The sequence below is a fragment of the uncultured Chitinibacter sp. genome, from assembly GCF_945957625.1.
In the GTDB taxonomy this organism is placed as follows: Bacteria; Pseudomonadota; Gammaproteobacteria; order Burkholderiales; family Chitinibacteraceae; genus Chitinibacter; species Chitinibacter tainanensis.
Map to the genome: position 1 here is coordinate 122,864 of NZ_CAMFLP010000007.1, position 23,673 is coordinate 146,536.

Sequence of the window (23,673 nt, forward strand, 5' to 3'; positions counted from 1 at the left end):
ATGCAGTTGTTAATCAGTAACCTGCCCGTCAGTACCACCGCAGAAGATGTCCACCGCCTGCTGACCGAACAACTCGGCGCCCCTGCGCCGCTGGATATCCGCCTGGAAACCGGTGCCGGCGAGCGCAATGCGCTGGCCTGCGTGCGCTATCCGGAAGACGCCCCGGCCGCACTAGGCAAGGTACTAGACGAAAAGATCAGCGGCTTGCATTATCAGGGCCACGATCTGGACGCCACCATTTCGCATAATTTTAAGGAGTAAACCCCATGCGGGTCGCCGTGTTTGACAGCAAACGATTCGATCGCCAGACCCTGGAAGCGGCCAATGCCGCCCACCAGCATGAGCTGGTGTTTTTCGAGGAACGGCTGGGCATCCACACGGCCCCGCTGGCGGATGGTTTTGAGGTGGTCTGCCCGTTTGTGAATGACCGCCTCGATGCCCCCACACTCGCCAAGCTCGCTAAATACGGCGTGCGTCATGTGGCGCTGCGCTGCGCCGGGTTTAACGGCGTTGACCTCGTGGCGGCCCAGCAATTGGGCATTCCGGTCACGCGTGTGCCTGCCTACTCGCCCGAGGCGGTGGCCGAGCATGTTTTTGCACTGCTGCTAACGCTCAGCCGCAAAATTCACCGCGCCTACAATCGGGTGCGCGAAGGTAATTTCCAGCTTGAAGGGCTGGAGGGTTTTAATCTGCACGGCAAAACCTTCGGGATTTTGGGTGCAGGCAAAATCGGCCTGGCCACCGCCCGCATCGCCCGCGGCTTTGGCTGCAAGGTATTGGCCTATGATCCCTACCCACCCAAAGCGTGCGATGTCGATTGCACCTTTATGACGCTCGAAGAAGTCATGGCCGGCAGCGATATTTTGTCGCTGCACACCCCGCTGATGGCCAGCACACAGCATTTAATCAATGCCGAGACGCTATCGCACATGAAAGCGGGCGTGATTATTCTGAATACCTCACGCGGTGGCCTGATCGACACCCGCGCCGCCCTCGCCGCGCTCAAAAGCGGCCAGATTGGCGGCTTGGGGCTGGATGTCTACGAGCATGAGGAAGGCGTGTTTTTTGAAGATCACTCCGATAGCGTGCTTAAAGACGATATTCTGGCGCGGCTGACCACCTTTCCGAATGTGCTTATCACCTCGCATCAGGGTTATCTAACCGATGTGGCGCTGAAAAACATCGCAGAAACCACCTTGCAAAATATCACCGACCAAGCCAATGGCCAGCCTTTGCGCAATGAGGTGAAGCCGAGTGCCTAGCCCGCGCTTTGGCACCCACAAGACCATTGAATCGCGCTGGCTGCTAACACTCCCCTCGTTTGCCGCCGCGCTCTTCAGCCTTGCGCTGGCCATTTTCCTGATCTTTACCGCCTACAGTGATCGCTCAGCGCGCAATAACAGCCTGACGCAGGATCTGTTGTGGCAAAAGCAGGCGCTCACCACCCGGGTGGATAATTTCACCCACCAGCTGCGCACCGTGGCCGCCAGCATGGCCACCGATGGTCTGGCCTCGGCCGAATTCACCGCCCGCACGCTGAGTCTCTTACAAGAATCCCCTGAAATCATCGCACTGGAATATGTGGATGAAACCGGCCGCCAGCGCTGGCGCGAGCCCGAAATCAAAGTGGCCGAGCTGCCCGACTATCGCCACCCGGAGCTGATCGCGATTCGCGATGCAGTGCTGGCCGGCGCGCCCAGCGCCTACAGCAAAATCATTATGGTGGCCGAAGATATGCCGGTGCTGGCCATCGCGGTGCCGATTACGCTGAATTTCAATGGGCGCCATGTGCTGATTGCCCAGCTGAATTTACGCACCATGTTGCAACAACAAGTGCCATGGTGGATTGCCCAGCGCTATCAAATCAGCTTATGGCAGCAAGAAAAACTATTAGCTGGCCGCTTTGATCGCTCGCATGACGCCAGCCACCTCAATAGCAGCATTGATCTGGCCTGGGGGCCCAATCAGCTTAAGCTCACCGCGCATGTGTATGCGCAAAAACGTGATAACTGGCAAACCGCGCTCACGCTGGTGGTGGGGGCGCTGTCATTGCTGATGCTGGCCTCCACCTGGGCGCTGCGCCGGCATATCAAAGAGCGCCAGCGCACCGAAGCCCAGTTGCGCCAGGAGCAAGCCCTGCGCGAATCGATGGAGAACTCGCTGGTCACCGGCATTCGGGCCATGGATCTGGAAGGTCGGCTCTTCTATGTGAACCGTGCGTTTTGCGAGATGGTGGGCTATTCGCAGGAAAAACTCTTGGGCGCTTCGCACCCCATGCCCTACTGGCCGCCGGAAGACATCGAGGAATGCATGGCCATTTACCGTGCGATTCTCAGCGGCCGTGCCGATAGCACCGGCTACCAGATGCGCTTTATGCGCAGCAATGGCGAGCGCTTTGATGTGCGGCTGTATGCCACCAAGCTGATTGATGGTGAAGGCGTGCACACCGGCTGGATTAGCGCAATTTACGACATTACCGAGCTACAGCGCGAGCGCGAGGCGCTGCAAGCATCGCATGAGCGTTTTGTGGCCGTGCTTAATGGCCTAGATGCCGCGGTATCGGTGTCCGATGCCAATTCAGGCGAGCTACTGCTGTCCAACCGGCAGTTCGATCGCGCTTTTGACATCCCCGAAAAACACGGCCGTTATTGCAATATTCCGGTGGTTAGCCGGCATAAACGCCTGCCCGTCGATGGCGAATGGTTTGATGATTTTCACCAGCGCTGGTATCAGGTAAAAAGCCGCAGCAGCGTGTGGGTAGATGGCTCAGAAGTGTGGCTGGAAATCGCCACCGATGTCACGGTACTCAAAACCGCGCAGGAACAAGAGCGCCAGCAAAACGAGCAACTCCAGCAAACCACCCGCTTGATCAGCATGGGCGAAATGGCCTCCAGCCTCGCGCACGAGCTCAACCAGCCGCTGGCCGCCATTGCCAGCTATGCCACTGGCTGCCGCAATGTACTGTCACAAGCCGAGCCCAATGTGGCGCAACTGGATCAGGCGATTGAAAAAATGGCCGCGCAAGCTAAACGCGCCGGGCAAATCATCCGCGGGATTCGCGAATTCGTGCAGCGCCGCGCCCCGCACCGCACTCGCTGCGAAGTGAGCGAACTCTTAGAAACCGTGCTCACCTTACTAGGTGCGGAAATCAAAAAAGCCCAAGTCAAACTGCAAGTCGAGCGCGATCCAGAGCTGCCGGCAATTTACGCCGATGCCGTGATGCTGGAACAAGTCATGTTTAATCTGAGCAAAAACGCCATTGAGGCGATGGCCGCTACGCCAGTGAAAGATCGGGCGCTCAAGATCATCTTGCGCAAACAGGACGAGATGCTGGCAGTCAGCATTATTGATCGCGGTACCGGCATCAGCGATGAGCAGATGGAGCAGCTCTTCAAGCCCTTCTACACCACTAAGGGCAGCGGTATGGGCATGGGGCTGAATATCTGCCGCTCGATTATCGAGCACCATCAGGGCCGTCTGTGGGTGGAAGCCAACCCCGCCGGCGGCACGATTTTCCGCTTTACGCTGCCCCTGGTGCTCGAAAACGAAGCCTACGAGCCTTAGGCCACCCAAACCTGCCTTGTCGCAATCCGCAGCGATTTTTCACCACCAATTGCCCAACAGGCAGGCGAATCATGCACAATACTGGCTATATGTCATTTATGCGTCCCCACTGGCTGGCTGCCCGTGCCGGCGACGCCAAAAACTGGAGTTTGCGCCATGAGCCAGAATCGCCACATTGCCATTGTTGATGACGACGACGCGATCCGCGACGCCCTCTCCTGGCTGTTTTCCACCCGCAATCATTCGGTGCAACTGTTTGCCAGCGCCGAAGAATTACTCACCAGCTACAACCCGGATTTATTCGGCTGCCTGATTCTGGATGTGCGCATGCCCGGGATGGGCGGCATGGAGCTATTTGGCAAGCTGCAAGAATTTGCCTACTGCCCGCCGGTAGTGTTTCTGACGGGCCATGGCGATGTGCCAATGGCCGTGGCGGCGCTGAAACAGGGCGCGGCCGATTTCATCGAAAAGCCGTTCTCGGATAATGATATTGTCGATCTGGTGGAAGGCTGCCTGTCGATGGATCAGCTGCATCGCAGCGAATGGGAAAACCGCACTGCGGTGGGCGAGCGTCTGGCTTGCCTCACCCCACGCGAAAACGAAGTGATGAAGCTCATCCTCACCGGCCGCCTGAACAAACAAATTGCCGATGATTTGTCGATCTCGATGAAAACTGTTGAGGTACACCGCGCGCGCATTTTGGAAAAAATGCAGGTTAAAACTGCGATGGAACTGGCCGCCAAGCTGCGCGATGCCGGGGTGGATGTCAATTAAGTCTGCACATACCTAGCCCATGTATCAACCTCAAGGCCAGCCTAAATCTGGCCTTTATTCATATACCCATCAAACCCCATGCTGATGTTGATTTCGCCAGCCAAAACGCTGGATTACACCACCCCGCCGCAGATCAGCGAATACACGCAGCCGGCCTATCTGGCACAAGCGGCGCAGCTGATTGCCGTACTGCGCGACTATAGCCCGGCGCAAATCGCCGAGCTGATGCATTTATCCGATGAACTGGCCCAGCTAAATTACACCCGCTATCAAAGCTGGCAGCCCGACTTCACCCCCGCCAATGCCAAACAGGCCGTGCTGGCTTTTCTGGGCGATGTGTACGAAGGGCTAAATGCTCAGGCCATGTCAGCGGCGCAGCTCGGCTATCTCAGCCAACACCTGCGGATTTTATCGGGCCTGTATGGCCTGTTGCGCCCGCTGGATTTAATGCAGCCCTATCGCCTTGAGATGGGTACGCGCCTTGCCAACCCTGCAGGCAAAAATCTGTATGAATTCTGGGGCCTGCAGCTCACCGAAGCGGTCAATGCCCTGGAGCAAGACACCGTGGTGAATCTGGCCAGCGATGAATACTTCAAGGCGATCAAACCCAAACAGCTGCAAGCGCAGCTGATTACGCCGGTATTTGAAGACTTTAAAGGCGGGCAATACAAAGTCATCAGCTTTTACGCCAAACGCGCGCGCGGGCTGATGGTGCGCTACGCGGCCGAACGTGGCATCACCGAGGCCAGCGCCCTGCGGCAGTTTGATCTGGAAGGCTATGCACTGGCGCCCGAGGCCAGCACGGCCGAGCGCTGGGTGTTCCGCCGGCAATTGGCGGGCTAAGCAGATGCACGGAACCGCGCATATTCACCGCCTATACTGGGGCATGCGCGTATTCCTTAGCTTAGTCCTTGGTTTGCTTTCTACACTGGCGGCGGCCGAATCTCTGCCACTGGTCAGCAGCATTGAGCCCGGCAGCCCCTCCGAGCGGATCTTACGCCAGCGGCTGGATTTACTCTTTGGCAAAGCGGGCCTGAGCTACACGCTGACTTATCGCCCCGCCCAGCGCGCCGAGCTGGAATTACAAAACGGCCAGTTTGCCGGCGACCCGGCCCGCACGCTGGCATTTGGCCTGCGCCACCCTCAGCTGCTGCGCCTCCAAGCCCCGCTGGCTATCAGCCATTATTACGCCTTCAGCCAACAACAGCGCATCAACAGCTGGCAGGATTTACATGGCCTGAGCGTAAGCTACCCGCGTGGCTCACGCGAGCTGGAGCAAATCTTACGCGGCCAGGCTACGCTGTGGCCGGTGGATAGCCTGCAATCTTGTCTGGCGATGGTACGTGCGGCCCGCAGCCAGATCTGCGTCACCAGCTCCGCCGTACCGCTGCAGCGTGAGCTCTCCAGCCTGCAGCGCAGCTGGAGAATCAGCCAATTTGCCCCGCTGGCTGTGTATTTGTACTTGCAGCCGGAGCATGCCGCAGCCGCCCAGCGACTTGACCCCATCCTCAGCAATTTGCAGCCGCAATTCAAACCCGTGCAGTAAGGCAGGGATTTTTTGTCACCAATTTTTCATCAACGTGCGGCATACTCCCCACTCAGATGCAACTCAGTTACAATAAGTCACCTTTTTTGTGGTAATTCATCATGCCTTCCCTGTTCCGTTTTGCCTGCGGCCTTGTGTTTGCGCTGTGCTGCCAATTCTCCCTCGCCGACAGCAAGCCTGTGAAATGGGCTGACCTCCAACCCGATGCGCCGGCGCTGCGCGCCAGCATTGCCAAGATGGATCAAGCGCAAAAAATGCGCCTGATGCGCGCCGTGCAGCAGCGCGAAGTGAAAAGCATGCTCGACAAAGGCAAGCTCAAAGCCGCCGATCTCACCGCCAACGACATCAAATTACTCAAAGAAGACTTCGCCGATCTGAACAAACTGATCGCCGAGATCGAGCAATTCGAGAAAAAACGCACCGGCGAGATGATCACCACTCTGAATAATCAGGACATCCAGATCGATGGCTATTTGCTGCCCCTGAAACTCAGCGGCAAAAAAATCACCGAATTTTTGCTGGTGCCGGTGATTGGCGCCTGCATTCACGTGCCCGCACCACCGCCCAATCAGATGATCGTGGTGCAATACCCGAAAGGCTTTGAGCAGACCGAGCTGTATGCGCCAGTGACGGTGGCGGGCAAGCTGCAAATCAAAGCGGCCAAAGCCAATCTGGCGCTGGCCGATGGCGCAGCCGATGTGCCGGTGGGCTACCAACTGGCGGCCGCCGAAGTGCGCCCCTATGTCAAACCCGCCGCGGCCAGCAAATAAGCAGCGCACGAGTCACTATCCGCTTTAACACCCCACTGAGGTATACCCATGAAATCAAGTATTGCTATTGCTCTGCTGACCATACCCCTCTTCGCCTCAGCGCATGAGCATGCCGCGCATGTGCACGGTGTGGCCGAGCTGGATGTCGCGATTGACGGGCGCCAAGTGCTGATCACGCTGGAAAGCCCGGCCGATAATTTGCTGGGCTTTGAACACGCCCCGAAAAGCGAGGCCGAAAAAGCCAAATTTGCGGCGGTGAAAACCCTGCTGAATAACCCCGCCGAGTTGTTTGTGCCGGATGCCGCCGCGCAATGTAAAGCCGCGCCGGCCCAAGTGACTCTACCCACTTTTAACAAAGGCGCGCACAGCGATATCGAGGCCGAATACCGCTTTGATTGCGCCAGCGCCCCGGCCAGCATCGCCCTGCCGCTGTGGAAAAACGCCGCCGGCCTGAAAAAGCTGACCGTGAATCTGGCCACCGCGCAGGGGCAAAAGCAGCTGTCACTGAAAAAAGGCGACAGTATCAAACTGAAATAAGCGGCGCCCTCCGCCGCTGCTGTGAACAAGGAAAGGGTCGTGCTGCTTGAACTGGCCGATGTCACCTTCAGCTGGCCGGGCGCAGCCCGACCCACGCTGCAGCTTGCACAATTTAATCTGGCCGCCGGCGAGCGGCTGTTTCTGCATGGCCCCAGCGGCAGCGGCAAAAGCACGCTACTGGCCTTGCTCACCGGCATTCAGCGCCCGCAAAGCGGGCTGATTCGCCTGCTGAGGCACGACCTCACTACGCTAAGCGGCCCCCAGCGCGATCATCTGCGTGCGGATCATCTGGGCTATGTGTTTCAGCAATTTAATCTGCTGCCGTATTTGTCGGTACTGGATAATGTACTGCTGAGTTGCCAGTTTTCTCGCCTACGGCGGCAGCGTGCCACCACGCTGGCGGGTAGCCCCGAGGCGCAAGCGCGCGAGCTGCTGGCGCGGCTGGATTTAGCCGCTTACCTCACCCGCCCCGTGGCGGCACTCTCGGTGGGCCAGCAACAGCGGGTGGCCTTGGCTCGCGCCCTGATTGGTGCGCCTGAGCTCTTGATTGCCGACGAACCCACTTCGGCGCTGGATGCCGAGCGGCGCGATGCCTTTATCGAGTTGCTGTTCGATTGCGCCAATGCCCAACAGACCGCGATTTTGCTGGTGAGCCATGATCCGCAGCTGGCGCATCATTTTGATCGTCAGCTCAGTCTACCCTCCATCAACCAAGCTGCAGCGGAGACCGTATGCTGAAAATCGCTTTGCGCTCGCTGCTGCACCGCCGGCTCACCGTGTGCCTCACCCTGCTGACCATCGCCCTGTCGGTGCTATTGCTGGTGGGGGTGGAACGGTTGCGCACCGAAGCGCGGCAAAGCTTTGCCAACACCGTGAGCGGCACCGATCTGATCGTCGGCGCCCGCACGGGCTCGGTGCAATTGCTGCTGTACAGCGTGTTCCGCGTGGGCAGCGCCACCAATAATATCGGCTGGGATAGCTATCAGGCGCTGGCCAAAGATCGCCGCGTAGCCTGGACGGTGCCGGTGTCGCTGGGCGATAGCCACCATGGCTTTGCCGTGCTGGGCACCACACCCGATTATTTCCGCCATTTGCGCTATGCCGACAACCGGCCGCTACAACTGGCCAGTGGCCAAGTGTTTAGCCGTACCCATGATGCCGTGCTGGGCGCGCAGGTAGCGCGCAAACTGGGTTATCAGCTAGGGCAAAAAATCGTCCTCACCCATGGCAGCGGCGAGGGTGCGCTGTCCGAGCATAGCGATCAGCCGTTTACCATCGTGGGCATTCTGACCCCGACTGGCACGCCAGTGGATGACACCGTGCATGTGTCGCTGGATGGCCTTACCGCCATTCACGAGGGCTGGGAATCAGGCAGCGCCTCATTGCTGGCCAGCTCAGGGGTGCTAGCGGCCGATGAAAGCCGCGCCATCCCGCCACCCAGCTCGATTACCGCCTTTTATGTCGGCCTGAAATCACGCACCGGTTTATTTGGCTATCAACGCAGCGTGAATCAATATCCGGATGAAACACTAATGGCCATCCTGCCTGGCGTGGCGCTGTCCGAGCTGTGGCAACTGATGCACATTGCCGAGCAAGCGCTGCAATTTGTGGCGGCCTTTGTGCTGGTGATTGGCCTGTTGGGCATGCTCACGGCCTTGCTTACCGGCCTGAATGAGCGGCGGCGCGAAATGGCGATTTTGCGCTCGGTGGGCGCACGCACCTGGCAGATTTTTGCCTTGGTGATGGGTGAAACCGCCTTGCTGCTGATCAGTGGTATTGCCTTGGGTATGGGGCTGCTCTACGCGCTGTTATTTGCTTGCAGGCCAATACTGCGGCAGGTATATAGCCTTAACATCGGTATTGCCGCCCCAAGCCTGCTGGAATGGCTGATGCTGGGGCTGACATTGGCCGTGGGGCTGATCATCAGCGCCATCCCGGCTTGGCGCGCCTATCGGCTCTCGCTGGCGGATGGACTAAGCCCACATTGATTACACGTAAGGCATTCGATAAACATTATGCCGTGACCGTATCCATGCTTGCTCAACGCGGTTAGCAAGATTGAACTGTCACAACGCTACCCGTAGGATACAAATCCCTACACATGGTGCAATCAGCATGCAACAAAATTAAAGCTTATTTCTACTTTGCTAATTTCATGTCACTTTTTAAAAGCCTCACACTACTTGCCATCGTTGCCATAGCAATTCCATTGGCAATTGCAGTGGTGAGATTCAATCGTAAACGGCGCTATATAGAAAGCGCTGCTTCAGCAGCCTCATCAAAGCAACTGAACTCAATTTACGAACAGATAGAACAAGTTGGTACTGTGCCTTCGAATGGTTTTGTTTTGGCGCACAGTAACGAGTTAAGCAGTGAAACCAGATGCCTTGTCCCTGTTCCAGAGCTAGCTAATTTTCCATGGGCAGGGCGAGTTGTAGAGATCACAGCAGATACGGATGTTCATTTTCATTTTGTGGACTCGACGGTCACAGAGCCCACTCTCTTGGGTCGAGTATACCGACCGGTGAGTATTCCGCGACACAAAACAAAAAACGCCCAGAAAGAGCGTAATGTGTTTTCACCAGAACGCTACCTAATCCACAATGAAAAGTTACACTTGGCGCTCTCAGAGATTTGTCCCAAATACCCGTCTGAATTACTTTCTTATCTACTCTGCATCGGGCGAGAAAGTTATGAGTTCGAACCGATAGATCAAGCACGAATCGGCACAAGTCCTGCTTGGGTACAAGACCCAGAAAATCAAACCTGTCCTGAATGCAACAGACGGATGCAGCTCATTCTACAAATACCAGGCACGGTGATTAGTAAGAGGGCATTCCATCGAGGAACATTCTATTTATTTGGCTGCAACAGACACCCGCATCAAACGAAAAGCATTGGACAGTTCACATAACTGCGTGATGCCCAGCCAATCAAAGCAATTACCCAAAACCACGTTTAATCGCTTTTACACATCTGGCATTATCTCTGCGCATTAACCCCAGAGTCACTGCAGGTAAAACTACCTCCTTTTTTCCCTGAACCCAAATGACAATCCACGGTCTATCGTATTTTGGCTGCCCGCTGGGCTAAGGGTTTATCTTGCCGCAACACCCCCATTCCGATGAACGGAACAGCACCTGGTTTTTGATCTTCTTTGCCTGGCTAATCGCCGCGGCCAGTACGCTTGGGGCACTGTTTTTTAGCGAAGTATTGGCGGTGCCGCCGTGTACCTTGTGCTGGTATCAGCGCATTGCGATGTTTCCACTGGTGTTGATTCTGGCGCCGGCGCTATTTCCGCTGGATCGGGGTGTGGTGCGCTATGCCCTGCCGCTGAGTGTGGTGGGCTTGGGCACGGCGATTTTTCACTGGTTGCTGCAGCTGGGCCTGATTAGCCCCAGCGCCAGCCCCTGCGCCCAAGGCAGTAGCTGCGCGGAAGTGAGTATCAGCTGGTTTGGCTGGCTGACTATTCCGCTGCTGTCGGTATTGGGCTTTGCCCTGATCTGCCTGTTGTTAATCGCTGTACGGATCCCTCATCGCTCATGAAACACAAACTGATTTTTCTTAGTGCCGCTCTTGGCCTGCTGGCTTTATTTATCGTGGCGGCTTTGTACGTGAAACAAAACCGCCAGGCCGAGCAGGTGGCGCAGATCGCCAGCCAGCCCCAGGCGCTGCAACGCATGCATTCGCCGATTTACGGCGCGCAAAATGCCAAAGTCACGATTGTTGAGTTTCTCGACCCGGCCTGCGAAGCGTGTGCGGCGTTTTATCCCTTTGTGAAAGAGATAATGGCCAAACACCCTGAGCAAATTCGCCTTGTGGTGCGTTATGCCCCCCTACACCCAGGCTCCGAGCAAGTCGTTGCTGCGCTGGAAGCAGCCCGCAAGCAGGGCCAATACTGGCCCGCGCTGGAAAAACTGCTGGCCACGCAAGCGCAGTGGGCGATCAATCATCAGGCGGATCTGCAGCTGGCCTTGCAGCAACTGGCCACGCTCAATCTGGATATGGCGCAGCTGCAGCAAGATCTGCAATCGCCGGGTATACAGGCCATCGTAGCACAAGACATTGCCGATGCCCGCACGCTGGACATCAACAAAACCCCGAGCTATTTTGTGAACGGCCAGCCGCTGCAGGAGTTTGGCTATCAGCAGCTCGCCGATTTGATCCAGCGTGCGCTGCAAGCCAGCCCAAGCCCGGCGCCATAAAGCACCCGCGCCGGTTTAGCCTTTGATGCCAAAACGGCGCTGGGTTTTGCGGAAAATCTCGGCCATCTGCAGGCCTTTGCCATTGGCCGGGTCGAGCGTGCTAACGCGGGTGAGCAGCTCTTTCGCCCGCTGCATATAGCTATCGTGCCAGCCATGCTGGTTTACATAAGCGAGCAGCGCATTGATGGTGTTGAGCAAGACCTGCAAATTGGCCGGCATGTCTTTGACGGCCGCCAAAAAGCGCTCGGCGGCCGCTTGCAGATTACCCTGTTTGGCCAGCAAGACCGCCTCATTATTGATTTCGACAATATTGGCGGCAGTTTCTTCGATCATTTGCAGCGCTTCTTCTTCTCGCCCCTGCTGCTGATACATGCGCGTTACTTTGGCGGCCAGCTGCGGATCATCATGGCGGTTTTTCAGCACCGACAGCGTGAGCTGGCGGGCTTGTTCATGCCGGTTTTGCGCCAAACAGCTTTTGGCCAAGCCCAAGGCCACCGCCGCGCTGGGCGGCTCGATCAGCAGGCTGGCAGTGTGCAAGGCCTGATCAAGCTGCACCGCGGCCTTGCTGCGATCCCCAAGCTTTAACAGCACATCGGCTTCCAGCACTTCGGCCAGCACCGCCTCGGGGCCTTGCCGGAAATCGCGCTTGATGGTGGCGGCGGTTTTACGTGCAGCGCCCACATCGCCGCGGGCGATTTGCAATTCGGCCAGCTGGCTGTAATCACTGACCTGTGGCCAGAAAGAAAACCGCGCCAGCCGCACTGTTTCGGTCAGCGATTGCTCCGCAAGGGCCACATCCCCAGCGGCCAGCGCCACCTCGCCCAATTCGCGCATACGGTTCACCACATACGGTGATTTATGCACCGCCTGCGACAGGGTGAGCTTGGCCGCGGCCACCTGATGCTGCGCCTGCTGCACACGGGCGAGCCAGTCGTAGGCTTCCAGTACCAGCTCATGCTCGGTCATCACTTGGCGGAAAATTTGCTGCGCCTCATCGTATTCGCGCAGCTGAAACAGCGCCTTACCCAGCGCCATTTTGGCCCAGGCCAGATCGCTACGCGCCAGCAGGCTGCGGCACAAATCGCGAGTGGCGTGCCAATCGGCAATGCGCAGCAGCAAATGCACCTTCATGCGCACGAAATCCAGCGTGTCATCGCCGCCTTCGCTGATCTCGCGCTCGCATAAGCTGATGGCGCGCAGAAAATCATGCGCGATAATCGCGGCGTCAATCGGTTTGAAGCGCTGTTTTTTGCGCAAGGCCCGCTGCACGCGGGCAAAGAGGGTGTCGCCCGTAAAAGGCTTGAGCACAATCGCATCGGGCGCCAGCTCAGCCGCGCCGATCACCTTGCTGCTCTGCCGCTCGCCAGTGAGCATCACAAACACGCAGCTGGCTTTGAGCAGCCCATGCCGGCGCGCTTCTTCAAACAGATACAAGCCATCAAACCCCGTGCCCAGATCGTAAGCACAGAGAATGATGTCATAAGGCGTGCGCCGTAGCATACCCAGCGCCTCGCCACTGCGGCTGGCGTATTCCAGCGCTTGCGCGCCAAACTGATTCAGCGTCATGCTCAGCGTGGCGCGCATTTCCGGGATGTGGTCGATGACTAGAATCCGGAAAGCGGACAGATCATCTAGGCTCACCGGCTCATCGGCCGCGGCAATCGGCGCCCGATCGACAAAGGAATAAGCCCTTACCTTGGCTGGCATACATACCCCAAACGGTATCGCCTGCGATACCTTATTAAATCTAAGCTAGCGACCAATACCCCAAGAGGAGATCAATCCAGTAGTTTCAACTTGGCATAGCCCACGGCCAGCCATTTACTGCCATGCTGCTCGAAATTGACCTGCACATTGCCGTTGGCGCCGCCTTCGTGATCGGTGATCACGCCGCGGCCAAATTTCGGATGCTCCACCTGCTTGCCAATCGCCAGCCCATGCTCGGGCGTGGCTTTGTGACTCGGGGCCGGATACTGTGCACTATAGCTGGCCGGCGCGCTGTAACCACTGGGGGCATAACCGCGATTCAGATATTTGAGCAAGCCACCCGGTATTTCATCCAGAAAACGGCTGGCCACCCCGTAGCGCGTTTGCCCATGCAGCATGCGGCTTTGCGCCAACGTGAGGTAAAGGCGCTCGCGCGCGCGGGTAATGGCCACGTACATCAGCCGCCGTTCTTCTTCCAGGCCCTGCGGATCATTGGCGCTGTTGTCGTGCGGAAAGAGGCCTTCTTCCAAGCCAGAGAGAAACACCGCTTTAAATTCCAGCCCTTTGGCCGCATGCACTGTCATCAGCTGCAGTGCTTCTTCATAGGCATTGGCCTGATGATCGCCCGCCTCAAGGCTGGCATGAGCCAGAAAGGCGATCAGCACGTTTTCTTCTTCCGGCTCGAAACTGGCGGCAGCGTTAATCAACTCTTCCAAGTTGGACACCCGCTCTTCGGCGTCTTTTTCATTGCGGTAATGGCTGAGCAAGCCCGATAGATCGAGCATCATATCCACCAGCTCAGCCATCGGCAGGCCATCCATCTGATTGCGCATGGCTTCCACCAGATGAATAAATTTACCCACCGCCGCCGCGCTACGCCCACCCAGATTACAGGCGGCCTGCCACAGCGTGCAGCCTTCCAGCCGGGCTTTTTCCTGGATATTTTCGACCGTGCGGGCTCCAATGCCCCGTGCTGGGAAATTAATCACCCGCAACAGCGCATTATCATCCGATGGGTTGGCAATCAGCCGTAAATAGGCCAGCGCGTGCTTGATTTCCTGCCGCTCGAAAAAGCGCAAGCCGCCATACACCCGATACGGCACACCAGCCGAAAACAGCGCGTGCTCGATAATGCGGGATTGGGCATTGCTGCGATATAAAATCGCCACTTCTGAGGCCGGCATGCCTTCGCGAATCAGCGTTTGCGCTTCTTCAACGATAAATTGTGCTTCTTCAAAATCGCTGGCACCTTCAAATACCCGCAGCGGCTCGCCACTGCTGGCATCGGTCCAGAGCTGTTTACCTAATCGCTGCCGATTATTGGCAATCACCGCATTGGCGGCGTCCAGAATATTGCCGTGACTACGATAATTTTGCTCCAGCCGGATCACATGTTTCACCGCAAAATCGCGCTGGAAATCCTGCATATTGCCAACATTAGCCCCGCGGAAAGCATAGATCGATTGATCATCATCGCCCACGGCAAAAATCGCCCCGGTATCGCCAGCCAACAATTTGAGCCAAGCGTATTGCAAGCGATTGGTATCTTGAAACTCATCGACCAGAATATGTGCAAAGCGCTGCTGATAATGCGCGCGAATACCGGCATTGTGGCTCAGCAATTCATAACAGCGCAGCAGCAATTCGGCAAAATCGGCCACGCCTTCGCGATTGCATTGCTTTTCGTATTCTTCGTACACCAGCCGCAAATGCCGCGAGTAATCATCCCAGGCATCCACCTCGGCAGCGCGGCGGCCGTTTTCTTTATGGCCATTGATGTAATGTTGGATGGTTTTGGGTGGGTATTTATCGTCATCCAGATTAAACAGCTTCAATACCCGCTTAATCGCGGCCAATTGCTCCTGAGTATCCAAAATCGCAAAGGCTTGCGGTAAACCGGCATCGCGATGATGTAAACGCAGCATGCGATTGCACAGGCCGTGAAATGTCCCCACCCATAAACCACGCGGATTGAGCGGCAACATAGTAGTAATCCGCGCCAGCATTTCCTTGGCCGATTTATTGGTAAAGGTCACCGCCAATAAGCCGGATGGGCTGATTTGTCCGGTGGATAATAACCAGGCAATGCGGGTGGTCAGCACCCGGGTTTTCCCACTACCGGCCCCGGCGAGAATCAGAGCGTGTTCAGCCGGCAAAGCCACGGCGGCGGCTTGCTGGGGATTTAATTGGGCAGTGAGGGGATGCGACATGAATAAAACTCGATCAATTCCAAAGACAGAGGGCTGGCAGCCCTATCTTAACGCGCCAGAACAAAAAGGGCAGCCTAAGCTGCCCTTTTCAGCATTGCCTGTGAACAGACAATTAGATGATTAGATGCGGATGCTATCCAGTGAGCCACCGTTAGCCAGTAGGTCGTGTACCCACTGTGGTTTACGGCCACGGCCAGTCCAAGTTTGGCTTGGATCAGCTGGGTTAGCGTATTGAGCTTTAACGGCTTTTTTGGCGCCTTTTTTGCCGGCAACTTCACCGATCAATTCGGCAACGGTGAAACCACTTGCCGCGGCAGCGCTTTGCAATTGGCTCAGAATGCGCGCTTTTTCTTGCTCTTTACGACGTACCAGTTCAACTTCAACTTGACCGCGCAGTTCTACCAATTGCTGATAATCGAGGTTCGACAAATCCATGTTTTGCTCCAGAAAGACAGTTTTATACAGCTGACCTTTCAGATTATGCGGTGCGGTTTTCAATAATTCAAGTTAAGCGAATTAAAATATTAATTTTTTACCAGCCATTCATTCACGCCGATCAGGTCTTTTTCGCTTAATTCACCAGCGGCCGCGGCCAGTAGTAATCTGGCATAAAGGTAGCTGTAACGCGCCACCACCAGATCATAGCGGGTGGCATAATATTTTTGTTCGGCATTCAGCACATCAATTGTGGTGCGCACGCCCACTTCCCGGCCTAATTTACTGGAAGCCAGCAAACTTTCGCTGGATTTCAATACCTGCTGCAAGGCGCGAATTTGCGCGGCCCCGGCATTAACCCCCAAAAAGGATTGTTTGGTGGCTTGTTCGGCATCACGCTGAGTGGCCAGCAAATTATCTTTTTGTTCGTCTTTCTTGGCCGCCGCTTCACGCAAGCGAGATGAGCGGTCACCGCCGGTGAACAATGGAATCGACAATTGCAGTTTAATCGCGCCGCTGCTGGTTTGATCAGTCGCCCCCGAGCGCGATAAACCCGAGCCCGTCCAATCATTACCATAGCTGGCCACCAGATCCAGGGTTGGTGCGCTCAGCGCTTTATATTTATCGATTTCCCGCTCGGCAATTTCCAGCGCAATTTGCTGGCCTTGGGTATTGAGGCTATTGGTTTTGGCTTTATTCAGCCACACACTCAAATCATTTGGCTCAGGCGCCGCCGGTTGATGCTGATCGCCAATCCGTGCCAGGTGATCTGCGGGTAAACCGGTGAGCAGGCTAAAAGCACTGGCTTTGACATCCAGATCATTTTTAGCCGCAATTTCTGCGGCCAGAATGCTGTCATAGCTCGCTTGCGCTTCATCGGTATCGGTAATAGTGGCCACACCGACTTCAAATGATTTTTTGGCCAGCGCCAATTGCTCGCTGACCGCCTGTTTTTGCGCCTGCGCGAGGGTTACTTTTTCTTGGGCGGCCAATAATTCGAAATACGCTTTCGAGACCCGCAAAATCAAATCCTGCTCGGCGGCGCGATATTGCACATCGGCCAGTGCGGTTTGTTGTTTTAATTGCTCAGCCGAAGCAAAGGCATCGGCACGATAAATCGGCTGGGCGGCGCTAATGCTATAGCCATAAGTCTGGCCGTCATTATCGGTATGCGGCGCAGTCGGCACAGAACGGCCCGGCTGATATTCGCTATGCGCATAGGCGGTATTACCGCTCAGTGTCACTTTAGGCAATAACAGCGCCTGACCTTGATTGGCTTTTTCCTGGCCGGCAATTTGCGCATTGCGGGCGGCCGAAATACGCGCATCAAATTGCGCCGCCGATTGCCAAGCCTGCAGCAAATCAGTCGACCACGCACTGGTATGGAGCGAAAGCAGCCCCATGGCGAGGAGCAGGGGTTTGAATTTCATCATTACAAGTCTTCCTTATCAGATAGCACTTAACGCAGCGGCGGCGTTTCAGGTTGACGCCGATGGCGGTTGTAAACGGAACCAGGCGGCATACAAGGCCGGCAGCACCAGCAAAGTCAGGACGGTGGCGACAAACAGCCCGCCCATAATGGCAATCGCCATCGGCCCCCAGAAGGTATCGCGGGTGAGCGGGATCATCGCCAAAATCGCGGCCAAAGCGGTCAGCATAATCGGGCGAAAGCGCCGCACGGCCGAATCAATCACCGCATCCCAAGGCGTAGAGCCGGCGGCAATATCCTGCTCGATCTGATCCATCAGAATCACAGAATTGCGCATAATCATCCCCGACAGCGCAATCACCCCCAACGTGGCCACAAAGCCGAATGGCGCACGGAAGATCAGCAAAGCCAGCGTAACGCCGATCATGCCCAACGGCGCGGTGAGTAAGACCATGACCATGCGCTGAATACTCTGCAGCTGCAGCATCAGCAGTGTCATCACCACGATCAGCATCAGTGGCATCACCGCCGCGATCGAATCTTGCGAGATTTTCGAGGCCTCCAGCGTGCCGCCCGCTTCGATGTGGTAACCCACTGGTAATTTCGCTTCAATCGCCTGCATTTTGGGCAGCAAGGCCATTGAAATATCTGGCGCCTGCGCGCCCATCACATCTGCCCGCACCGTGAGCGCCGGGACGCGATTGCGGCGCCAGATAATGCTCTCTTCGTTTTCCAGCGACAGTTTGGCCAGTTGCGACAGAGGCACGCTGCGCCCGCTCGGCAAGGCAATCGGCAGGTTTTGCAGGAAATCGAGCTGGGTGCGCTCGGCGTCTTCCAGCCGGCTCACCACATCGATCAGCAGGTTGTCTTCGCGCAATTGGGTTGCAGTCACGCCGGAGATGGCCATTTGCAGCGTTTGCGCTAATTGCTGGCTGGTGAGGCCTAACTGGCGCAACTTGTCTTGGTCGATATTGAGCCGAACCACTTTCACCTGCTCGCCCCAGTCGGTATGCACCTGCCGCAGATTAGGGTGCGCGCGCATCACGGCGGCGACTTCTTCGGCGGTGCGTTTGAGCAGCGCTTCATCCGCACCAATAATCCGAAACTGCACCGGATACCCCACTGGTGGGCCGTTTTCCAGCCGCGTGACGCGGCCACGGACATTCGGGTAATCATTCGCAAATAGGGCGTTAATCCGTTTCAGTACGTTTTCGCGCACATGCTCGTCTTTGGTCATAACCGTGAGCTGGCCAAAATTAATATTCGGCATTTGCTCATCCAGCGGCATGTAATAGCGCGGCGAGCCCACCCCCACATAGCTGGTGACCGAAGCGACATCGGGGTCTTTCAGCAATACCGCCTCGATTTTTTTCACTTCATGTTCGGTCGCGGCAAATGACGCCGTGTAGGGCAGCCATAAATCGACCATCAGTTCTGGCCGGCTGGAGGCCGGGAAAAACTGCTTGGGTACCGCCACGGCAAACAGCCCGACCGACAGCACAAATGCCCCAAGGGTGAGTGCCAAGGTGGTTTTGCGATAAGTGAGGCACCACGTCACCGCGGCGCGAAAACGCTGGTAGAACTTGCCATTGTGCGGATTTGGCGCGCCGGCTTCGTGCTGTCCATGCGGATGCTCCGGCAAAAGGTGATAACCCAGATACGGCGTAAACAGCACCGCCACCACCCAGGAAATAATCAGCGCCAGCCCCACCACGGCAAAAATCGAGAAGGTATATTCACCCGCGTTAGATTTAGCAAGGCCTACCGGCAGAAACCCCGCCGCGGTAATCAGCGTACCGGTCAACATCGGGAAGGCGGTGGAGGTATAGGCAAATGTGGCGGCGCGGAATTTATCCCAGCCCTCTTCGAGCTTGAGCGCCATCATCTCCACGGCAATAATCGCGTCATCCACCAATAAGCCCAGTGCGATCACTAGCGCGCCCAGCGAAATGCGTTGCAGTTCAAGATTAAAGACTTTCATGCACAGGAAAGTCAGCGCCAACACCAGCGGAATCGATAACGCCACCACAATCCCGGTGCGCCAGCCCAGCGAGAGAAAACTCACTGCCAGTACAATCACCACCGCTTCCAGCAGCGAATGCATAAAGATTTTCACTGCGTGCTTCACCACCGCCGGTTGATCCGACACCGCGTGAAACTCGATGCCGACCGGTAAATCCTGCCGCACTTTGGCCAGCGTTGCGTCGATTTGCTCGCCCATCGCCAACACATTGCCGCCGGCTTTCATCGAAATACCCAGCCCAATCGCATCCTGACCGGCAAAGCGCATTTTGGTGGTGGCCGGATTGATACTGGCGCGGAAGACCTGCGCCACATCGCCCACTTTAAAGGTGCGCTCGTTCAGGGTGATTGGTGTGTTTTTGATGGTGTCTACGGCATCAAACCCACCCGACACCCGCACAAACACCCGCTCTTCGCGCCCTTCCACCGTGCCCGCGGCACTCACGGTATTGGTGGCCGCCAAGACCTGATTAATCTGAAATGGCGTTACCCCCAGCGTGGCGAGTTTGCTGCTGTTGTACTGCACATAGATTTTTTCGTCTTGCGTGCCGATCAGCACCACCTTATTCACATCATGAATGCGCAAGATTTCGGTGCGCACCTTTTCGACGTATTTTTTCAGCTCGGCCGGCGTAAACCCATCGGCGGTAAAGGCATACAAGCTGCCATAGGTTTCACCGAATTCATCATTAAAAAACGGCCCCACCACCCCTTGCGGTAAATTGCCCTTGATGTCGTTCACCCGCTTACGCACCTGATACCAGGCATCGTTCACCTCTTTGCCGCGCACTTTCTCGTACAGCATGATGGTGATCAATGCCTCGCCGGCGCGCGAATAGCTCTTGGTGTAATCGATGTAGCCAATGCCCTGTAGTGATTCTTCCAGCCGGTCCGTCACCTGCCGCTCCACTTCCGAGGCCGAGGCGCCCGGCCAGAAGGCGCGCACCACCATGGCCTTGAAGGTGAATTCCGGGTCTTCTTTTTGCCCCAGCTGGGTGTAGGCCAGAATCCCGGCCAACGACAGCACCGCCATCAGATACAGCACCAGCGACTGATGCTTGAGGGCCCAGGCGGATAGATTAAAGCCTTGCGCGGCTTCAGGCTTAGTCATGGCGCGCCTCCTTGGCTGGCGTGGCGAGCACGCGGACGGCTTGCCCTTCGCGTAGCAGATGCGCGCCGGCAGTCACCACCACCGCACCGGGCTGAATACCGCTCACCTGCGCACTTTCACCGGCCATTTCCAGCACTTTGACCGGGGTACTTTTCACGGTGGCCGTACCCTCTTTCTCCGCGCTCACCAACCAGACGCGCTGCTGCTGTTCACGGCCAAACACGGCAGTTAACGGCAGTGAGATACTAGGTATAGGCTGGGAAGCATTTTGCTGATTGACTTGTAGCGTCATACCCAGCTTGATTTGCTCGTTCGCCGGTAAAGTCACTTTCACCCGATAGGTGCGGGTTAAGGCATCGGCCGCCGGCGCTACTTCGCGGATCGTGCCGGTCAGATTAAGCTGCTCATTCGCCCACAAGCTGACATTCACGCTTTGCCCAACTTTCCAGGCTTTTACCTTGCCTTCCGGCACATCAATGACCGCTTCGCGCTCACCATCTTTGGCCAGCAACACCACCGGCTGGCCAGCGGACACCACGGCGCCGGGCTCAGCCTGTGTGGCGGTCACCACGCCTGAAACATCGGCCAATAGCTGCGCGTAGCTGCTCTGGTTTTGCGCCAACTGCGCTTGCGAGCGGGCTTGCTCAAATTGCTGGCGCGCGGCGGTCAGCAAGGTTTGGCGTTTATCCACTTCGGCTTGGCTGACGAATTTTTGCGCCAATAGATCTTTGGCCCGGCTGTAATCGAGCTCGGCTTGCGCGAGCTGCGCCTTCGCCGATTCCAGTTGCGCCCGTGCCGCATCGGCCGAAAGCCGCACATCGCCCGGATCGAGGCTAGCCAGCACCTGGCCGGCTTTCACGCTATCGCCGACATTCACCGGCCGGCTATTGAGCTTGCCGCCAATCCGAAAGCCCATCGGTACGGTATGCCGGGCTTTGACTTCACCGCTATACACCTCCCCCACCGAATGCGCCTCTTTGGCACTAACCGTGAGCGTGCGCACGGGGCGAATTTCCGGCTTGGTTTCCACCGGCTTCTGGCAGCCAGCCAGCGATAAGGTAAGTGCGCCAAACAGCACAGCGAGTAGAGGGCGGTTCATGGTTAGCCTTTGCGTTGCAGCAGTCCAGTTAACAGAATATCCAGAATCGTTTGCAAATAACGTTTCGGATCGAATTGTTCAGGTAAACAGTGCAGCGAATGCTGCGAGATCATCGCCATAATCACCGGCGAACTAATAATATGCGGCGCGTAATCCAGATCAACCGCGGCAAACTCGCCCCGCTCGATCCCAAGCTGCAACACCCGGCGGATCAGCGCATTGCCCGGCTGCACATAGCCTTCACGGTACAGGGCCAGCACATCGGGGAAATTACCGCCTTCGGCCAGCATCAGCTTGGGCATGGCCGATAATTGCTCGGCGCCCAGTTGCGTCCACCAGAAATGCATCAACTCAACAAACAAATCGCGAATCGAGCCTTGCCAGTGATTGACGATTTCATCCCCTTGCGAAATTTGCGGCAGCAGCAATTCGCGGATGACCGATTTGAAAATTTCTTCTTTATTGGCGAAATACAGATAGGGCGTGCCCCGCGTGACGCCGGCGGCGCGGGCAATGTCTTCGATTTTGGTGGCGGCATAGCCTTTCTCGACAAATAAAGACAAAGCCGCCACAAGGATTTCCTGCGGGCGGGCTTTTTTACGGCGAGTCCAGCGTTTGAGCGGGCAGTTCATAACCGGCAATAAATAAATGAACGTTCATTTATTATGTGCTTCGACTATGTCAACGTCAAGCATGCTCAGCACGCCAATCAGCGTATAAAAATGCACTGCAAATTGCGCAAAAACGGCTAATGCGCCCGGTGTTCTGCGGTACAATCGCCGCACTCTTTCATCTGCCGCCGGAGCGAGCCATGAGCGACATTACCGCCCAAACCAAAGCCGAAATTCTCTCTGAAGCCCTGCCGTATATTCAGCGCTTTTTCGATAAAACCATCGTGATTAAATACGGTGGCAACGCGATGATCGACGAAGAGCTGAAAGAAGGTTTTGCTTCGGATGTTGTGCTGCTCAAACTGGTGGGCATGAATCCGGTGGTGGTGCATGGCGGCGGCCCGCAGATTAATGACCTGCTCGACCGAATTGGCAAAAAAGGCGAATTCATCCAAGGGATGCGCGTCACCGATGCGGAAACCATGGATGTGGTCGAGATGGTATTGGGCGGCCATGTGAATAAAGAGATCGTTTCACTGATCAATAAACACGGCGGCAAGGCCATTGGTCTCACCGGGCAAGACAGCCACTTCATCCGCGCGCGCAAAATGATGCTGAAAAACGAAGCCGGCGAAGAAACCGTCGACATCGGCCAAGTGGGTGAAATTGAGAAAATCGACCCAGCCATCGTGCAGCATTTGGATGCCGCCGATTTTATTCCGGTCATTGCCCCGATCGGCGTCGATAGCAGCGGTGAAAGCCTGAATATCAATGCCGATTTGGTGGCCGGCAAGCTGGCAGAAGTGCTGAAAGCCGAAAAACTCATCCTGATGACCAACACCCCGGGCGTCTTGGATAAAGAAGGCACCTTACTCACCAAGCTGACAGCACGTCGCATTGATGAGCTGTTTGCGGATGGCACAATTTCAGGCGGCATGCTGCCGAAAATCGGCTCGGCGCTCGATGCCGCCAAGAGCGGTGTGAATTCGGTCCACATCATTGATGGCCGGGTCAAACACGCCCTGCTGCTGGAAGTACTGACCGAGCAAGGTGTGGGTACGATGATCCGCGCGAAGTAACAAATCGCAGCACTGCAACAAGGTCGGCCAGCCCCGCTGCGCCGGCCTTTTTTCTTGCCTATTCAAGGCAGCCAACTACATTGGTAATACCCAAACGCACGGGAGCCACCAATGAAAACAGCACGACAATTACTGGATCAAAAAAGCGGTGAACAACTGATCTCTGTCTCACCCAACGCCACGGTGTATCAGGCTTTGCAGGTAATGGCCGAACACAATATTGGCGCCATTTTGGTGATGGATGGCGCAAAACTGGTCGGGATTTTTTCCGAACGCGACTATGCACGCAAAGTAGTGCTGATGGGCAAAACTTCCGCCGGCACCCCGATTTCGGAAATCATGACGCACAAACTATTGTGCGTGCCGCTGAATGCCAATGTGGATGATTGCCTGGGGCTGATGACCGAAAAACGCATCCGCCACTTGCCCGTACTGGATGGCGATCGGGTAATGGGGATTTTGTCGATTGGCGATCTAGTTCGCGAGAAAATTGCCGATCAAGAATTCGTCATTGGGCAGATGACCCATTACATCTACGGCTAAGCGCCGCACAAATGCGTACAATGGCTGGCCG

At 56.4% G+C, this 23,673-nt stretch carries 22 protein-coding genes; 15 read left to right on the plus strand and 7 right to left on the minus strand.

Features of this window, described 5'->3' with window-relative positions:
* The 13 genes from QV747_RS10075 (at position 1) to QV747_RS10135 (ending at position 11,396) form a co-directional block, all read left to right on the plus strand.
* Positions 1-261 (plus strand): hypothetical protein, encoded by a 261-nt coding sequence (locus tag QV747_RS10075; RefSeq protein WP_028450027.1) that lies wholly within the window; start codon positions 1-3, stop codon positions 259-261.
* 5 nt (positions 262-266) lie between these two features.
* Entirely contained in the window at positions 267-1,262 is a 996-nt protein-coding gene (locus QV747_RS10080; protein WP_047392676.1) for a 2-hydroxyacid dehydrogenase, read from the plus strand.
* Complete coding sequence (locus QV747_RS10085) at positions 1,255-3,564, plus strand: ATP-binding protein (RefSeq protein WP_051258935.1); 2,310 nt, start codon at positions 1,255-1,257, stop codon at positions 3,562-3,564. Before QV747_RS10080 ends, QV747_RS10085 begins: the two co-directional genes overlap by 8 nt.
* Positions 3,565-3,720: 156 nt before the next feature.
* On the plus strand, positions 3,721-4,338 hold the full coding sequence (locus QV747_RS10090; RefSeq protein WP_028450033.1) for a response regulator transcription factor: 618 nt from the start codon (positions 3,721-3,723) through the stop codon (positions 4,336-4,338).
* A gap of 78 nt (positions 4,339-4,416) precedes the next feature.
* Entirely contained in the window at positions 4,417-5,181 is a 765-nt protein-coding gene (yaaA, locus tag QV747_RS10095; protein WP_273429782.1) for a peroxide stress protein YaaA, read from the plus strand.
* A 4-nt stretch (positions 5,182-5,185) separates the two neighbouring features.
* Positions 5,186-5,884, plus strand: a complete 699-nt coding sequence (locus QV747_RS10100) for a hypothetical protein (protein ID WP_273429781.1) — start codon at positions 5,186-5,188, stop codon at positions 5,882-5,884.
* Positions 5,885-5,985: 101 nt separating this feature from the next.
* Positions 5,986-6,654, plus strand: a complete 669-nt coding sequence (locus QV747_RS10105; RefSeq protein ID WP_273429779.1) for a DUF3299 domain-containing protein — start codon at positions 5,986-5,988, stop codon at positions 6,652-6,654.
* Between the two features lie 48 nt (positions 6,655-6,702).
* On the plus strand, positions 6,703-7,191 hold the full coding sequence (locus tag QV747_RS10110) for a DUF2796 domain-containing protein (protein WP_273429777.1): 489 nt from the start codon (positions 6,703-6,705) through the stop codon (positions 7,189-7,191).
* Between the two features lie 39 nt (positions 7,192-7,230).
* Positions 7,231-7,929 carry an ABC transporter ATP-binding protein gene (locus QV747_RS10115; RefSeq protein ID WP_273429775.1) on the plus strand — a complete coding sequence of 233 codons (699 nt, stop codon included), beginning with the start codon at positions 7,231-7,233 and terminating at the stop codon, positions 7,927-7,929.
* Positions 7,923-9,179, plus strand: coding sequence for an ABC transporter permease (locus QV747_RS10120; RefSeq protein WP_273429773.1), 1,257 nt, complete (start codon positions 7,923-7,925; stop codon positions 9,177-9,179). Before QV747_RS10115 ends, QV747_RS10120 begins: the two co-directional genes overlap by 7 nt.
* Positions 9,180-9,346: 167 nt before the next feature.
* The gene (locus tag QV747_RS10125) at positions 9,347-10,105 is read left to right on the plus strand and encodes a hypothetical protein (protein WP_273429771.1); all 759 of its coding nucleotides are present in this window, start codon (positions 9,347-9,349) and stop codon (positions 10,103-10,105) included.
* A 188-nt stretch (positions 10,106-10,293) separates the two neighbouring features.
* The gene (locus tag QV747_RS10130) at positions 10,294-10,737 is read left to right on the plus strand and encodes a disulfide bond formation protein B (RefSeq protein ID WP_273429769.1); all 444 of its coding nucleotides are present in this window, start codon (positions 10,294-10,296) and stop codon (positions 10,735-10,737) included.
* The gene (locus QV747_RS10135; protein WP_273429767.1) at positions 10,734-11,396 is read left to right on the plus strand and encodes a thioredoxin domain-containing protein; all 663 of its coding nucleotides are present in this window, start codon (positions 10,734-10,736) and stop codon (positions 11,394-11,396) included. Before QV747_RS10130 ends, QV747_RS10135 begins: the two co-directional genes overlap by 4 nt.
* 15 nt (positions 11,397-11,411) lie before the next feature.
* On the opposite strand, the gene QV747_RS10140 is transcribed toward QV747_RS10135, so the two are convergent.
* The 7 genes from QV747_RS10140 to QV747_RS10170 form a co-directional block, all read right to left on the minus strand.
* Positions 11,412-13,103, minus strand: coding sequence for a tetratricopeptide repeat protein (locus QV747_RS10140; protein ID WP_051258940.1), 1,692 nt, complete (start codon positions 13,101-13,103; stop codon positions 11,412-11,414).
* Positions 13,104-13,174: 71 nt separating this feature from the next.
* Entirely contained in the window at positions 13,175-15,313 is a 2,139-nt protein-coding gene (locus tag QV747_RS10145) for a UvrD-helicase domain-containing protein (RefSeq protein WP_273429766.1), read from the minus strand.
* 120 nt (positions 15,314-15,433) lie between these two features.
* Positions 15,434-15,748 carry an H-NS family nucleoid-associated regulatory protein gene (locus tag QV747_RS10150; RefSeq protein ID WP_028450042.1) on the minus strand — a complete coding sequence of 105 codons (315 nt, stop codon included), beginning with the start codon at positions 15,746-15,748 and terminating at the stop codon, positions 15,434-15,436.
* 89 nt (positions 15,749-15,837) lie between these two features.
* Positions 15,838-17,181, minus strand: coding sequence for a TolC family outer membrane protein (locus QV747_RS10155; protein WP_273429763.1), 1,344 nt, complete (start codon positions 17,179-17,181; stop codon positions 15,838-15,840).
* Positions 17,182-17,226: 45 nt separating this feature from the next.
* Positions 17,227-20,310, minus strand: a complete 3,084-nt coding sequence (locus QV747_RS10160) for an efflux RND transporter permease subunit (RefSeq protein WP_273429761.1) — start codon at positions 20,308-20,310, stop codon at positions 17,227-17,229.
* Positions 20,303-21,409 carry an efflux RND transporter periplasmic adaptor subunit gene (locus QV747_RS10165; RefSeq protein WP_273429759.1) on the minus strand — a complete coding sequence of 369 codons (1,107 nt, stop codon included), beginning with the start codon at positions 21,407-21,409 and terminating at the stop codon, positions 20,303-20,305. The genes QV747_RS10160 and QV747_RS10165 overlap by 8 nt, the downstream gene beginning before the upstream one ends.
* A gap of 2 nt (positions 21,410-21,411) precedes the next feature.
* A complete protein-coding gene (locus QV747_RS10170; protein ID WP_273429757.1) occupies positions 21,412-22,041 on the minus strand; it encodes a TetR/AcrR family transcriptional regulator in 630 nt (209 codons plus the stop codon).
* A gap of 179 nt (positions 22,042-22,220) precedes the next feature.
* Here QV747_RS10170 and argB point away from each other — a divergent pair, with 179 nt between their 5' ends.
* Together argB and QV747_RS10180 are read left to right on the plus strand one after the other, a co-directional pair.
* A complete protein-coding gene (gene argB / locus QV747_RS10175; protein WP_028450046.1) occupies positions 22,221-23,099 on the plus strand; it encodes an acetylglutamate kinase in 879 nt (292 codons plus the stop codon).
* Between the two features lie 111 nt (positions 23,100-23,210).
* Complete coding sequence (locus QV747_RS10180; protein WP_028450047.1) at positions 23,211-23,642, plus strand: CBS domain-containing protein; 432 nt, start codon at positions 23,211-23,213, stop codon at positions 23,640-23,642.
* Positions 23,643-23,673 lie beyond the last annotated feature (31 nt).

Coding starts and splice junctions, on each gene's coding strand:
- QV747_RS10075 (WP_028450027.1), top strand. CDS start 1: ATGCAGTTGTTAATCAGTAACCTGCCCGTCAGTACCACCGCAGAAGAT.
- QV747_RS10080 (WP_047392676.1), top strand. CDS start 267: ATGCGGGTCGCCGTGTTTGACAGCAAACGATTCGATCGCCAGACCCTG.
- QV747_RS10090 (WP_028450033.1), top strand. CDS start 3,721: ATGAGCCAGAATCGCCACATTGCCATTGTTGATGACGACGACGCGATC.
- yaaA (WP_273429782.1), top strand. CDS start 4,417: ATGCTGATGTTGATTTCGCCAGCCAAAACGCTGGATTACACCACCCCG.
- QV747_RS10100 (WP_273429781.1), top strand. CDS start 5,186: ATGCACGGAACCGCGCATATTCACCGCCTATACTGGGGCATGCGCGTA.
- QV747_RS10105 (WP_273429779.1), top strand. CDS start 5,986: ATGCCTTCCCTGTTCCGTTTTGCCTGCGGCCTTGTGTTTGCGCTGTGC.
- QV747_RS10110 (WP_273429777.1), top strand. CDS start 6,703: ATGAAATCAAGTATTGCTATTGCTCTGCTGACCATACCCCTCTTCGCC.
- QV747_RS10120 (WP_273429773.1), top strand. CDS start 7,923: ATGCTGAAAATCGCTTTGCGCTCGCTGCTGCACCGCCGGCTCACCGTG.
- QV747_RS10125 (WP_273429771.1), top strand. CDS start 9,347: ATGTCACTTTTTAAAAGCCTCACACTACTTGCCATCGTTGCCATAGCA.
- QV747_RS10135 (WP_273429767.1), top strand. CDS start 10,734: ATGAAACACAAACTGATTTTTCTTAGTGCCGCTCTTGGCCTGCTGGCT.
- QV747_RS10140 (WP_051258940.1), bottom strand. CDS start 13,103: ATGCCAGCCAAGGTAAGGGCTTATTCCTTTGTCGATCGGGCGCCGATT.
- QV747_RS10145 (WP_273429766.1), bottom strand. CDS start 15,313: ATGTCGCATCCCCTCACTGCCCAATTAAATCCCCAGCAAGCCGCCGCC.
- QV747_RS10150 (WP_028450042.1), bottom strand. CDS start 15,748: ATGGATTTGTCGAACCTCGATTATCAGCAATTGGTAGAACTGCGCGGT.
- QV747_RS10155 (WP_273429763.1), bottom strand. CDS start 17,181: ATGATGAAATTCAAACCCCTGCTCCTCGCCATGGGGCTGCTTTCGCTC.
- QV747_RS10160 (WP_273429761.1), bottom strand. CDS start 20,310: ATGACTAAGCCTGAAGCCGCGCAAGGCTTTAATCTATCCGCCTGGGCC.
- QV747_RS10165 (WP_273429759.1), bottom strand. CDS start 21,409: ATGAACCGCCCTCTACTCGCTGTGCTGTTTGGCGCACTTACCTTATCG.
- QV747_RS10170 (WP_273429757.1), bottom strand. CDS start 22,041: ATGAACTGCCCGCTCAAACGCTGGACTCGCCGTAAAAAAGCCCGCCCG.
- argB (WP_028450046.1), top strand. CDS start 22,221: ATGAGCGACATTACCGCCCAAACCAAAGCCGAAATTCTCTCTGAAGCC.
- QV747_RS10180 (WP_028450047.1), top strand. CDS start 23,211: ATGAAAACAGCACGACAATTACTGGATCAAAAAAGCGGTGAACAACTG.